The organism is Streptomyces sp. NPDC096012, from assembly GCF_040426375.1.
In the GTDB taxonomy this organism is placed as follows: domain Bacteria; phylum Actinomycetota; class Actinomycetes; order Streptomycetales; family Streptomycetaceae; genus Streptomyces.
In genome coordinates, this window is sequence record NZ_JBEOTD010000018.1 from 132958 (window position 1) to 145758 (window position 12801).

General features: G+C 71.9%; 9 protein-coding genes and 1 pseudogene. 3 read left to right on the forward strand and 7 right to left on the reverse strand.

Features of this window, described 5'->3' with window-relative positions; all coding sequences use genetic code 11:
• Window positions 1-51: 51 nt before the first annotated feature.
• From ABVB68_RS19395 to ABVB68_RS19405, 3 genes are all read right to left on the reverse strand, one after another.
• Window positions 52-681, reverse strand: coding sequence for an MBL fold metallo-hydrolase (locus ABVB68_RS19395; protein ID WP_353602314.1), 630 nt, complete (start codon window positions 679-681; stop codon window positions 52-54).
• Entirely contained in the window at window positions 681-1769 is a 1089-nt protein-coding gene (locus tag ABVB68_RS19400; RefSeq protein ID WP_353602315.1) for an S-(hydroxymethyl)mycothiol dehydrogenase, read from the reverse strand. Before ABVB68_RS19400 ends, ABVB68_RS19395 begins: the two co-directional genes overlap by 1 nt.
• 1063 nt (window positions 1770-2832) lie before the next feature.
• On the reverse strand, window positions 2833-3135 hold the full coding sequence (locus ABVB68_RS19405) for a hypothetical protein (protein ID WP_353602316.1): 303 nt from the start codon (window positions 3133-3135) through the stop codon (window positions 2833-2835).
• Between the two features lie 172 nt (window positions 3136-3307).
• Here ABVB68_RS19405 and ABVB68_RS19410 point away from each other — a divergent pair, with 172 nt between their 5' ends.
• The gene (locus ABVB68_RS19410; RefSeq protein ID WP_353602317.1) at window positions 3308-3673 is read left to right on the forward strand and encodes a nuclear transport factor 2 family protein; all 366 of its coding nucleotides are present in this window, start codon (window positions 3308-3310) and stop codon (window positions 3671-3673) included.
• A 466-nt stretch (window positions 3674-4139) separates the two neighbouring features.
• Here the strand turns inward: ABVB68_RS19410 and ABVB68_RS19415 are convergent, their stop codons facing one another.
• Window positions 4140-7064, reverse strand: coding sequence for a beta strand repeat-containing protein (locus ABVB68_RS19415; protein ID WP_353602318.1), 2925 nt, complete (start codon window positions 7062-7064; stop codon window positions 4140-4142).
• 841 nt (window positions 7065-7905) lie between these two features.
• On the opposite strand from ABVB68_RS19415, the gene ABVB68_RS19420 reads away from it, so the two are divergent.
• Together ABVB68_RS19420 and ABVB68_RS19425 are read left to right on the forward strand one after the other, a co-directional pair.
• A complete protein-coding gene (locus ABVB68_RS19420) occupies window positions 7906-8193 on the forward strand; it encodes a hypothetical protein (protein ID WP_353602319.1) in 288 nt (95 codons plus the stop codon).
• 504 nt (window positions 8194-8697) lie between these two features.
• A complete protein-coding gene (locus tag ABVB68_RS19425; RefSeq protein ID WP_353602320.1) occupies window positions 8698-8856 on the forward strand; it encodes a DUF7196 family protein in 159 nt (52 codons plus the stop codon).
• A 248-nt stretch (window positions 8857-9104) separates the two neighbouring features.
• On the opposite strand, the gene ABVB68_RS19430 is transcribed toward ABVB68_RS19425, so the two are convergent.
• The 3 genes and pseudogenes from ABVB68_RS19430 to ABVB68_RS19440 form a co-directional block, all read right to left on the reverse strand.
• Window positions 9105-10112, reverse strand: a complete 1008-nt coding sequence (locus ABVB68_RS19430) for a magnesium transporter CorA family protein (protein WP_353602321.1) — start codon at window positions 10110-10112, stop codon at window positions 9105-9107.
• 341 nt (window positions 10113-10453) lie between these two features.
• Complete coding sequence (locus ABVB68_RS19435; protein WP_353602322.1) at window positions 10454-11437, reverse strand: CU044_5270 family protein; 984 nt, start codon at window positions 11435-11437, stop codon at window positions 10454-10456.
• Window positions 11438-12056: 619 nt separating this feature from the next.
• A pseudogene (locus ABVB68_RS19440) lies at window positions 12057-12557 on the reverse strand (RNA polymerase sigma factor); the annotation flags it as partial.
• Window positions 12558-12801 lie beyond the last annotated feature (244 nt).

A 12801-nucleotide genomic window follows, 5' to 3' on the forward strand; every position in this document is an offset into this window, starting at 1 on the left:
GGAAAGCCGGACATCTTCTGTCGTCTTTGCCGGCGTCGCGCCCCTCGTTCCTCAGTGCCCCCGCTCGATCCACTCCTGCAGGTGGGGGGCCTCGGCCCCGATGGTGGTGGGGTCGCCGTGGCCGGTGAGGACCTTGGTCTCGGGCGGGAGGCCGAGCAGCCGGTCGCGGATGGAGTCGATGATCGTCGGGAAGTGGGAGTAGGAGCGTCCGGTGGCGCCGGGGCCGCCCTGGAAGAGGGTGTCGCCGGTGAAGACGGTGCCGAGGCCGGGGTCGTACAGGCAGACGGCGCCGGGGGCGTGGCCCGGGGTGTGCAGGACGGTCAGATCGGCGCCGGCGGCCTCGATGACCTGGCCGTCGGCCAGGTGCCGGTCGGGGTCGCGGTCGGGGTGGGTGAGTTTCCACAGCGGCAGGTCGTCGGGGTGCAGCCAGATGAGGGCGCCGGTGAGGTCGGCGAGTGCGGGGGCTGCGTCGATGTGGTCGTTGTGGGCGTGGGTGCACACGATGGCGGTCAGCCGGCGGCCGGCGACGGCCTCGGCGATGGCCTCGGCGTCGTGGGCGGCGTCGATGACGATCACCTCGCGTTCGTCGCCGACGATCCACACGTTGTTGTCGACGTCCCAGGTGCCGCCGTCGAGGGTGAACTGGCCCGAGGTGACGAGGCGTTCGATGCGCGTGGTCATCACAGCACCACCACCGAGCGCAGTACGTCACCCTGCTGCATCCGCGCGAACGCCTTCTCCACCTCGTCGAGCTGGATGGTCTCGGTGACGAACGCGTCGAGCGGCAGGCGGCCCTGGAGGTGCAGGTCGATGAGCATCGGGAAGTCGCGGCTGGGCAGGCAGTCGCCGTACCAGGACGACTTCAGGGCGCCGCCGCGGCCGAAGACGTCCAGCAGGGGCAGTTCGAGCTTCATCTCGGGCGTGGGGACGCCGACGAGGACGACGGTGCCGGCGAGGTCGCGGGCGTAGAAGGCCTGGGTGTACGTCTCGGGGCGGCCGACGGCCTCGATGACGACGTCGGCGCCGAAGCCGCCGGTCAGCTCGCGGATCGCCTCGACCGGGTCGCTCTGCCGGGAGTTGACGGTGTGGGTGGCGCCCAGGCCGCGGGCCTTGTCCAGCTTGCGGTCGTCGATGTCCACGGCGATGATCTTCGCCGCGCCGGCCAGATACGACCCGGCGACGGCCGCGTCACCGACGCCGCCGCACCCGATGACGGCGACCGTGTCGCCCCGGCTGACGTTTCCCGTGTTGATCGCGGCGCCGATACCGGCCATCACGCCGCAGCCGAGCAGTCCGGCGACCGCCGGGGAGACGGCCGGGTCGACCTTGGTGCACTGTCCCGCGGCGACCAGCGTCTTCTCGGCGAACGCGCCGATGCCGAGCGCCGGGGAGAGTTCCTGCCCGGTGGCGGCGAGGGTCATCTTCTGCTCGGCGTTGTGCGTGTCGAAGCAGTACCAGGGCCGGCCGCGCCGACAGGCCCGGCAGTTGCCGCACACGGCACGCCAGTTGAGGACGACGAAGTCGCCGGGTGCCACGTCGGTGACGCCGGCGCCGACCGACTCCACGATGCCGGCGGCCTCGTGCCCGAGGAGGAACGGGAAGTCGTCGGAGATGCCGCCCTGCCTGTAGTGCAGGTCGGTGTGGCAGACGCCGCAGGCCTGGACGCGTACGACGGCCTCACCGGGCCCGGGGTCCGGTACCACGATGGTCTCGACCCGTACGGGTTCGTCCTTCCCCGGTGCGATCACGCCGCGGACTTCCTGCGCCATGGCCTGGCCCCTTCCTTCGATTGCCTTCCCTGCCGACCCTACGCGCGACCGATCGGTAGCGGGGGCGGACCACGAGGGTGATCGTGGATCTTTCCGGCCGTGGACGGCCGCCTGGCACACCGGGGGCACGTGGCACCCGGGGACACGCGGTAACCGGGGCACGTGGCATACCGGGGGCACGTGGCGCACCGGGGACACGCGGCGCACCGGGAGCACGTGGCGCACCGCGGGCACGTGGCGCACCGGTGCACACCGCTACCGACCCCGCGGGTGCCCCGGGCCCCGGGCCGGGCGCCTCGTCCCCGGTGACCGACTGACCCGGTCGGATGGGAATGTGACCGATCATGGTCGTTCGATGACGACAACGCCTGTGCGGGTTGTGGGAGTTCGCCTGGTGTGTCCGCCGCGCCCAGGCGTGCCTGTATGGGGGCGTGCTTCCTGACGGACGCGACGCAAGGGACGTCCCGCATTCCTGTTCTCGGCCGGTGCGCGGCCCCGGCCCGGAACGGTGGGTGAACTCAGCTCTGTGTCGGCGGTGTTCGCCGATTGCCTGGACGAGGTCCGCGCGCGACTCGATCCGTATCCGGAACTCCCGCCGGGGAAGGTGCTGTTCGCGGCGGCGGGCACGCCGGCGTCCGCGCTGCTGGACCGGGCGTCGTTCGCCCGTCCGGCGCTCTTCGCGCTCCAGGTGGCGCAGTACCGGCTGTTGCTCAGCTGGGGCGTGCGACCGGACGTGCTGTCCGGCCAGGCGGCCGGGCGGACGGCGGCCGCGTACGCGGCGGGCGTCCGCCGCCCGGCGGTCGCCCACGCGGTCGGCACCCCGGCCCGCCTTCTGGACGCCCGCCCCGCCCCGGTGCCCCGCTCCCCCGCCCCGCTCTCCGCCACGTCGGCTCACCCCTGCCGGACGAGCGCCGCCGTGAACGGCACGGCTCATACCCTGGCGGACGAGCGCCGCCGTGGCGGCGCGGCTCATACCCTGCCGGGTGAACGCCGCCGTGGCGGCACGGCTCAGGCAGCGGTGAGGGCCGCCCCCCTCGGGACGGCCCTCGCGTCGGCCGCGGGGTCACTGGATGCCGGACACCAGACCGAGCAGCGGCGCGGCGGGGGCGAGGACCTGCTCCACCTGGTTCAGCTGGTTCAGATCGTGCAGGTGCTCCAGCGCCTGCAACTGCTGCGAGACCCGCGGGATCCGGTCCCTCTCCGGCGCCGGGATGTCGCTGGTGGTGAGCGTGTCCAGCGTGGTCAGCGCGCCGAGCTTGCCGACCAGCGGTGCGCCGGCGCCGGCCGCGTGCGCCGTCGGTACGGCGAGTCCGGCGACCCCGGCGGCCAGACCGACGGCGGCGGCGATACGTCGTGTTGAGATCATGCCCTCAGCAACGGCGCCGGACCCCGGCCGGACACGGGCGGCGCGCCGCGCTCACCCGTGAGGCGGAGCAGGCCGCCCGCGCTTGCCGGGGCCGCCGGGCCGGAGGACGCTCGGAGGTGGAGCCCGAGCGGCCTGCTCCCCGTCGGGCCGCGGGCGTATGAAGGAGGTCACCATGGGCACTTCGACAGGTTCCGCCTTCGACACCGACACACTGCGCCGGGCCATAGAAGGGAACACCGGGAACAACCTTCTGTCGCTGTACGCCGACGACGCGGAGGTCCGCATCGTCGACCACCACAACCAGCCCAGCCATCCGACCGTCCTCCACGGCCGGGGCCCGATCGCCGAGTTGCTGGACGACATCTACGGCCGCGACATGACGCACAAGCTGGAGCAGTGTGTCGTACAGGGCGACCGGGCGGCCTTCAGCGAGTCCTGCGAGTACGCGGACGGCACCCGGGTCCTCGCCGAATCGATGGTCACCCTGCGTGACGGAAAGATCACCAACCAGCTGATCATCCAGGCCTGGGACGAGTAGGCGCACCCCGGCATCGCGGGCGGCTTCAGAGAGGTCACTCGGGCCCAGGTCAGCACCCGGCCGGCCTGGACCCTGTCCGCCTGCGCGGCCCCGGGCCGCGTCCACGGCGGCGGACGGCCGTTCCCGGGGCGTTGTGCCGCTGTCCGCCGCCGGGTTCCGGTCGGTGCCGAGAGCGGCGCGCCTGGCACGCCCGGATCAGCAACCGATGACACCCGGGGACCGTTCGTCCACGCGCAGGCACGGAACGCGCGACTCAGGGGCTTCAGGCCTCCCCCGTGGTGAGGCTTCCGGGGTAACCCCCGCTCGTCTCCTCCGCGGCCGCGGCCGACATGGCCACGCCGGTCGTCAGGTGTTCCTGCCCGCTCGAAGATCCGACGTTGCCCGCACATGCCCCCCGACGGCCCTGCCCCCGCCCCGGCAGGGCCGGGGCAGGGGCAGGGGTTCCGGACTTGCCGGTGTCACCGGGTCAGGGCAGGAGCGGGAAGAGGACCAGGCTCAGGGGTGCCGTGACGGAGGAGGCGTTGTAGCAGGGGGTGCCCGCGAAGGACGCCGTGTAGCTGGTGGCGGTGATCACCGTGCTGGGGACGGTGAGTTGCGGGGGTGCGAGGGTGGCGACGCCGGAGCCGTCGGTCGTCGCGGTGCCCAGCAGGATCGGGCCACCGACCGCGTTGGCGCGGAAGGTGACTGTTTGCCCGACGACGGGGGCACCACCGGTGGTCTTGAGTGTGGCGCTCATCGCGGGGATCACGAAGGTGCCGTTGACCCGCAACCGGATCTGCGCCGGGCCCGCCGTCAGCGTGGTGTTCACCGCGTTGACGGTGACGGGGAGCGTTCCGGTGGAGCCGGTGAAGCAGGCGTTGCCGCTGTAGACGGCGGTCACGGTGCCGGACTGGAGTGCGGTGGTGGTGATGCAGGCCTTGCCGGTGGCGTCCAGGGTCGCGGTCTGGTTCAGACCCCCCGGCCCGGTGAACGTCACCGTGCCGCCGGGAACGGCGGTGCTGGGCGCGACGGCGGAGACCTGCGCGCAGACGGTGACCGACTGCCCGCACACCGACGGGTTGGGCGTCGCCGTCACCACCACCGTCGAGGACGCCGGATTGACGGTGACGGGAAGGGTTCCGGTGGAGCCGGTGAAGCAGGCGTTGCCGCTGTAGACGGCGGTCACGGTGCCGGACTGGAGTGCGGTGGTGGTGATGCAGGCCTTGCCGGTGGCGTCCAGGGTCGCGGTCTGGTTCAGACCCCCCGGCCCGGTGAACGTCACCGTGCCGCCGGGAACGGCGGTGCTGGGCGCGACGGCGGAGACCTGCGCGCAGACGGTGACCGACTGCCCGCACACCGACGGGTTGGGCGTCGCCGTCACCACCACCGTCGAGGACGCCGGATTGACGGTCACGGACGAAGCGGCGGCCGAGGTGGTGAAGCAGCCGTCTCCGCTGTAGGTGGCGGTCACCGTACCCGACTGCAGCGAGCTGGTCGTGACACAACTGCGCCCGTTGGCGTCGAGGGTGGCGGTTTGACTGAAGCCGCCGGGACCGGTGAAGGTGATGGTGCCGGTGGGCGTTCCCGACCCCGGTGCGACCGCGGCCACCTGCGCGCAGATGGTGACCGGTTGCCCGCACACCGACGGGACGGGCGAGACGAGCAAGGACGTCGTGGACGACGCCTTGTTCACCGTCACCGTGCCGCTGCCGGAGGAACCGTTGAAGCAGGAGTCACCGTTGTAGGTCGCGGTGACCGACGTCGACGCGTGGAAGGCGGTAACCAGACACGCCTTCCCGTTGGCATCGACATTGACCGTGACACTCGTGCTTCCGGTGGTGAAGGTGACCGTCCCGGTGGGGGTGCCGGACCCGGGTGGGACTGCCGCCACTTGGGCGCAGACGGTGACGAGCTGGCCGCACACCGAGGGCGAGGGGTTCACCGTCACGGACGTGGTCGTCGACGCCTTGTTCACCGTCACGGGGACGACGGCGGTGCCGGCGGTGAAGCAGGCGTCACCGTTGTAGGTGGCGGTGACGGTGCCGGACTGGAGTGCGGTGGTGGTGATGCAGGCCTTGCCGGCGGTGTCCAGGGTCGCGGTCTGGTTCAGGCCGCCGGGCCCGGTGAACGTCACCGTTCCGGTGGGTGTGCCGGTGCTCGGCGGCGCCGCTGCCACCGTCACGCACACGGTGACCGGCTGCCCGCACACCGACGGAGAGGGGCTGACGGACACCTGGACGCGCGGGGATGCGGGGTTCACCGTCACCTGGGTGGTGTTCGTGCTCGAGCCGAAACAGGAGTCACCGTTGTAGACCGCGGTGAGGGATCCCGACTTGAGCGTGCTGGTCGTGACGCAGGCCTTACCGCTGGCGTCGAGGAACGCCGTCACGTTGAAGCCGCCGGGGCCGTTGAACGTGACCGTCCCGGTGGGGGTGCCCGTGCCGGGGGCGACCGCCGTGACCGTCGCGCACACCGTGACTGGCTGGCCGCATACCGAAGGGGAGGGCGAGACGGAGAGGGCCAGAGCGCTGCCGGCCTGGTTGACCGTCACCGGGGCGGAGCCGGTGGAGGTGGCGAAACACCCGTCACCGCTGTACTGCGCGTTGATCGTGCCGGTGCTGAGGGAACTGGTGGTGAAGCAGGCGTTGCCGCCGGCGTCGAGGGGCACGGTGACGTTCAGGCCGCCGGGACCGGTGAAGGTCACGCTTCCGGAGGGGGTGCCCGACGCGCCGCTCCCGGCCGTCACCACCGCGCACACGGTGACGGTCTGTCCGCACACCGACGGGCTGGGGCTCACCGTCACGTTCGTCTGAGAGGGAGCGAGAGTAACGGTCTGGTTCACCAGGTTGGAACTGGAGGGGCCGAAGTTGGTGTCGCCGCTGTAGCTGGCGATGGCCTGGTGGGTGCCGATGGACAGGCCGCTCTCCGTGACCTGGGCCTGGCCGGTGGCGTCCAGCGGTGCGGTGAGCGACGGCCCGTCCGCGCTGACGACGAAGGTGACCGTCCCGGTCGGAATCCCGGTCGCGGGCGGTACCGGGGTCACCTGCGCGGTGAAGGTCACCGTCCCGTTGCAGAACGACGGATTCGGCGCGCTGGTGAGGGTCGTGGTCGTCGACGCCGGATCGACGGTCAGGACCACCTCGTTGGATGCGGTGCCTTGGTCGCCGCTGTACACCGCGCCGACGGTGTGGGCGCCTGCGGGCATCTCGGTGTCGAAGGAGGCGAATCCGTCCGAGTCCACGGGGACGCTGGCCAGGAGGGACTGGTCGAGGAGGAAGTTGACGGTGCCCGTGGGGACCTGGTCGGGCTGAACGGCCTTCGCGGCGGCCGGCCGGACCTGGGCGGTCAGCGTGACGCGCTGACGGGCGACAGGTCGGGCCGGTTCCACTGTGAGGGTGACAACAGCGGCCATGACATGGCTCCTTGCTGAGTTCGGTTGAGTCCTCGCCTCTGCCGGCCTGCCGGTAAGCGCGGGCAGGGGGGCGGGCAGGAAGACGCCGGTTCGTGCCGATCTCGTCGGCTGACATCACGTCTCGGTGAGAGGAACGGCGCGCGCCGGCTGATGCCAGTAGGCGACGACCTGCAATTGGACGGCCATACGGGTGACGCCAGAAGCACTCGAACGGCGGAGCGCAAAGCCGGGGGTACATGCGTTTTGCATATGCCGACGATGCGCTCCGGCGCGCGCGTTCCAAGAGGACGTAACCCCACAAATGTCCGCTCGGGTGTACGGGACGGAGGCGTGCACAGGCTGCCGGCGGCCTTCCTCGACGCGAGGTACCGGCAAGTCAGCCCTCGGGGGAAATCGGTCAAGCGCTGCGTACGCTCGCGCTGTACCACCGTCCTGCGCCCCGGCCGCTCGCACTGATCGAACTCGCGGCCGGATGCTGCTGGGCTGGTCACGGTCAGGCGAAATACGGTTGCCCGTGGCATACGGACGGCACGGCGAGCGCGGTCGACCCCGGGAGGCACGGCGCGTCCTGGCCGTGCCGGCGCCACGACGGGTGACCACCGGCCTGCCGCACCGGCGTCGTTCAGAATTCCAATGCGCCGGTAGCGCGGAAAAATCCTGGAAGCGAGAAAGGGCGCCCGGAGCGCCCATGAGCATGCCCCGGGGTACAGTCGCGACGCATGGGCTGCGTGAATGCATCAATTCACGACAAACGGGCGACCGCAGACGGTTCGATTGCCGGAATGGCCACTGGCACGTGCGGGGGTGTTCCCACACCGATGATTTTCCGTACGATGCCAGCATGAGCGTTGCCGTGTTCCTCATCTCTTTGGGTGCCACATGTCGCATAACGCGATTCGTCACCAAGGACACCCTGGCCGCAGGATTCCGCGTCTGGACCGCAGATCGCTTCGGTGACGACTCCAGACCCGCCTACCTGGTCTCCTGCGGCTGGTGCACCAGCATCTGGGTGGCCGCAGCGGTCACGCCCACAGCCTTCTTGGCCGGCGACACCCTTGCATTCAAGATCGCCGCCACGGCGTTGACCCTTTCCTACATCGCCGGCGTGGCTTCCAGCCACGTGGACTGACTCGTACGCTCCGACGCGATATCACGACGATTTACACTGTTGCGCGATACAACACACCTGCCTCTTCGCATAATATTACTATCCCGTGCCGCCGCGTAGAAGTCCCTATCCAAGGGCAACTCTCCAAAAAGACTGGACGGTCGGGTAAAGTCAGCGTCCAGGCGGACCCGGAATATTGCGCATCGACAGGCCGTCACGTGATCCCGGCATCGTTCGCATTCGTCTCCTTGCCCGGGTTGCGCCAGTGCGACGCCGACCACGGTCGGCCGTGGGATGCCACACGCCGGAAGGAAGGCGTGGGACACCGGGTTCGGGACGGGTTCGGGACACGACCGCGGTACGGCTTCGCCCAACCCGCACGCCCCGCGGTCCTCGTGGTCCGCCGAAGCCCGACGGCAGCAGACGGGGCGTCCGTCGTCACCCGACGCCCCCTCGCCCTGGGGCGGAGGCAGCCCGACCTTGTCCAAGTCGTCCCGCTCCGGGACCCCAGCGAAGGAGAGCGCAGTGGCATGCAACTGTGGGGGCACCCCCCGCTCCACCATGACCGTCTACCGACTGACCCTGCCCAACGGCGTGTCACGCGAGTTCGTGACCTTGCAGGAGGCCGAGGCCGCCAACAGGCGCGCGGGTGGAGGAGGCACCATCGTCGTCGAACAACGGTGACATTGCGGACACGGCCACTTTGTCGGAGCAACAGACGTGGGTGGACCGTCGGCACGGCGCCGGGCGGCAGGGTCGTCGCCACCGGGCCGCCACGGGCCACTCACATGCGGACCGTTGCACACCGTCATCCGCACCCCCACAGCGACGACATTGCGCCGGCGTGTGGTGGTGACGGCCGACGTCACGCAGGTGGGCTTGAGGACCGCCGGACGTACGCAGTCCGGAGGGCAGTTCTGCCCCGGTAACGCCTAGCCGTCGCGCAGCCTGCGCCAGATGCGGGTGCGGTGCAGCAGATAGAGGGAGACGAAGAGCGCGAGTACCTGGAGGCCCACGGCGAGCAGCCAGAACTCGTCCTTGGTTCCCAGCTCGTTGGTCAGGAACGTGAAGTTCATGCCGAAGAAGCCGGTCAGGAACGACAGCGGCAGAAAGATCACCGAGACGATGGCGAGCCGGTTGATCACGCCGTTCTGTTCGCCCGCGACGAGCGAGGAGTAGCTGGCGAACGCCCGGCGGGTGGCCTCCTGGAGGGACTCGATGTCCGCGAGCACCAGTCGTCCGCTGGTCTGGAACTCCCGGGCGAGGCGTTGCCGCTCCTCCGGGAAGGCGGGACTGAGCATCCGGCGGGTGAGGACGTCGTCGGTCACCTCCAGGAAGGACCGCAGGGAGTGGTGCAGGCCGGCTGAGCGGCGCCGCAGCTGCGACAGGCGGTAGACCTGCTCCGGCTGCCGTCCCTCGAACATGTCGTCCTCGAGTTCCTCGGTGTCCAGCAGGGCCTGCACGGCGGCCCTGCGGAAGGTGCTCAGTGCCTCCCCGAGCACGAGGAAGAGCACGGCGACGGCGTCGGCGGGCCGTTCGTGCAGCAGCGCCCCGGTGAGGGGCTTCGCCAGGTCCGTCCGGCCGCGGTGCACGGTGACCAGGAAGCGCTCGGTCACCACCACGTGGATGTGGGCGATCCCCTCCTCGTGGACCACGGGTACGACGAACCCGGCCCTGTCCCCGAGATACTCGGCCCGCGGGGGCTCGTCCGCTCTGCCGAACCAGTCCAGGTCCTCGGTGTCGAGCCCCAGTTGCCCGGCCACCGACGGCGCCTCCGCCGGTCCTCCCGCCCCGGCCCCGGCGGTTTCTCCCCCGCGCGGCTCCGCGGGCAGTTCGACGTCCACGAGCACGAAGCGGTCCGTGGCCAGCCGGCGACGCGCCTCCGCCAGATCCGTGCGGGTGACGGCCGTCTCCGGCATCGACACCACCGTTACGATCATCGCCCCTCGCCGTTCGTCCCGTAGCCCGCCGGTTCCAGCGTCCGCGCGCTTCGGCGGCCCCGCACGCGCAGGCACTCGTGTGCGTCGCCGGGCGGTCCGAACGGATGACCCGCGGGACACGCCCGGCGCGCGCCCGAGGAGGCGGCGGCCGGCCGTCGTTCCTCGCGGGACGGTGCACGATCAGCCGGCCGCCTGGCCGGTCACACGAGACGGGGGCAACCGGTTCCGGCGGACGGGCCTCGGCGGCCGAGCGGCTGCGACCGAGCGACTGAGTGGCCGAGCGACCCAGCGGCTCAGCGACCCAGCGACCCAGCGGCTCAACGGCTCAACGGCTCAACGGCTCAACGCATCCAGGCCACGTACGACATCACGTCCCCGGCCTTCAGCCGGAACCGGGGGTCGGCCTTGGTGGCGGTCGTCTCCAGGCCCAGAACGGCCCCCGTGGACGCATCCATGATGAGCATGCGCCGGGCGCCTGACGGGTCGTCGTGCACATAGGCCTGACCGGTGCGCCCCAGCCGGTCGGTCACCCGGCCGACGGGGCGCAGCCCCGGGGCACTGGCCAGGAGCCGGGCGAGGGCCTTCGTCTCGGGGGCGCCGAGGGTCCAGTGGCCGAGCAGGGAGTCGACGCCGTCGAGGAGTTGGCCGGTGGTCATCCTGCCGTGGACGCGCTCGGCCTCCCGCAGGTAGCCGCGCAGGCGTTCGGCGTCGTGCGGCGGCGGTGCCTCCGGCGGGGCGTCGCTCCAGCTCGGCGGATAGGTCTGCCGGCTGATGACATGCCCGTCCGCGACCAGGCGGGGGTGCTCGCCCCCGTCGCTGAGGACGGGTCGGCCGGGGTGGCGCGGATCGGTCGCCACGACGAGCTCCGTGTGACTGCCGTCCGGCTTCCAGCGCACGATCGTCTCCTGGGGCAGGGTGATCGGCGGCGCCTGGTCGCTCATGCCCATGCTCCACGACTGGGCGTGCGTGCCCTTGCGCAGGCCGGCCGAGTCGTCGGCCGCCGCGGCCCGGTCGGCCAGCAGCGCCAGCGGTACGGGAGTGGAGTCGGCCTGCACGACCAACGGGCGTGGCGCGGCGGCGGCGGGCCGGGTGTCCGGACCGCCCAGCAGCGCGGCGAGGGTGAGGGCCACGACGACGCCGGTGGCGGCGAGACCCCACCGCAGCCGGCCGCGCGGAACGCGAAACCGGGCCGACCGGGAAGGCCGCTCGCCGAGCAGCAGTTTCAGCCGCCGCTCGGCACGGTGGTCCAGCGGACCGTCACCGAAGTGCGGGCCATGGGCGGGGGCGGGGTTGGCGTGGCGGAGGAGATCGAGCTCGTCAGGCATGGCGGGGGTCCTTGCGCAGCGGTACGCCGACGGGGGCGGCGGGATGCGACGGCCACCGGCCGGGGCGCTCCTGCCGGGCGGACGGCGCGTCGTCGTGCTGGACGGACGGCGTGTCGGCGGCGGGGGCGGGGTGGTCGTGCCGGACGGGTGTCCTGTCGTCGGCCGGGGTGGGGCCGACGGGGCGGCCGTCGTCGGGCGACCGGCCGCTTGGTGCGGCGGACGCCGTGCGGCCCTCAAGTGTGCGCCGCTCCAGATGGCCGACAGGTGCGGCGGACGCCGCGGGGCCCTCAAGTGTGCGCCGCTCCAGATGGCCGGCAGGTGCGGCAGACGCCGCAGGGCCCTCAAGCGTGCGCCGCTCCGGCCGGCCGGCAGGTGTGGCGGGCACCGGAGGCGTACGCCGCTCCGGGTGCGGGGCGTCCGCCGGCGATCCGGCAGGCGTACGGTGCCGGGGCGGCGGCTGATCCGGCTGTTCGCCGGAGTGCGCGCAAGGCGCGGCCGGCCTGGCGGGCGCGGCCGGCGTGGCGGGCGCGGCCGGCGTGGCGGGCGCGGCCGGCGTGGCGGGCGCGGCCGGCGTGGCGGGCATGGCGGGCATGGCGGGCATGGCGGGCGAGGGTGCCGGCGGGCGTATGCGGTCGATCTCGGCCCTGAGCCGGCGGCGGGCGCGGTGCAGGCGCATCGCCGCCGCGCGTCTGCCGCAGCCCAGCGCGACCGCGATCTGCTCGGCCTCCAGTTCCTCCCAGGCGGCGAGGCGGAGCACCTCCTGGTCGGCCGGGGAGAGACGGTCCAGGGCCTCGTGCACCCAGGCGCCCGGAGCCTCGGCGTCGGGGCTGGCCACGATGTGCCGGGCGTGCGCGGCCTGGTCGTGGCCGAGCCGGTCCACCAGCCGGCGCCGGCGCCCGTAGCCGCGTACCGCGTTCGCCAGGCAGTTCCGGGCCACCCCGTACAGCCAGGGCAGCGGCGCGTCCGGCAGGTCGCCCCGTCGGCGCCAGGCGACGGCGAACACCTCCGCCACCACTTCCTCCACTTCGCCGGCCCGCCCCTGCAGTCGCCTCGCGACATAGCGGCTGACCGCCCAGTAGTGCTCGCGATAGGCAGCGGCGAAGATCTCGTCGTTGCTCATATTCGGTCCGTGTCCGGCACTCCCCGGATCGTCACACCCTTCTTCCGTGACGCTTCTCGCGCCGTCCGAGTGTGAACGACCGGACAGGGCGCGGACACAGGCGGGGCGTGAAGAGGATCAGAGACACCAGGGCCGTGCAATGGCTCACCACCACCGACCACAAGACGATCGGGACGCTCTATCTGGTCACGTCGTTCGCGTTCTTCCTGATCGGTGGCGTGATGGCGCTGCTGATGCGCGCCGA

Bases quoted from the DNA above. Each gene is read 5' to 3' on its own strand.
- ABVB68_RS19395 (WP_353602314.1), bottom strand. From the start codon at position 681: ATGACCACGCGCATCGAACGCCTCGTCACCTCGGGCCAGTTCACCCTC.
- ABVB68_RS19400 (WP_353602315.1), bottom strand. From the start codon at position 1,769: ATGGCGCAGGAAGTCCGCGGCGTGATCGCACCGGGGAAGGACGAACCC.
- ABVB68_RS19405 (WP_353602316.1), bottom strand. From the start codon at position 3,135: ATGATCTCAACACGACGTATCGCCGCCGCCGTCGGTCTGGCCGCCGGG.
- ABVB68_RS19410 (WP_353602317.1), top strand. From the start codon at position 3,308: ATGGGCACTTCGACAGGTTCCGCCTTCGACACCGACACACTGCGCCGG.
- ABVB68_RS19415 (WP_353602318.1), bottom strand. From the start codon at position 7,064: ATGGCCGCTGTTGTCACCCTCACAGTGGAACCGGCCCGACCTGTCGCC.
- ABVB68_RS19420 (WP_353602319.1), top strand. From the start codon at position 7,906: ATGAGCGTTGCCGTGTTCCTCATCTCTTTGGGTGCCACATGTCGCATA.
- ABVB68_RS19430 (WP_353602321.1), bottom strand. From the start codon at position 10,112: ATGATCGTAACGGTGGTGTCGATGCCGGAGACGGCCGTCACCCGCACG.
- ABVB68_RS19435 (WP_353602322.1), bottom strand. From the start codon at position 11,437: ATGCCTGACGAGCTCGATCTCCTCCGCCACGCCAACCCCGCCCCCGCC.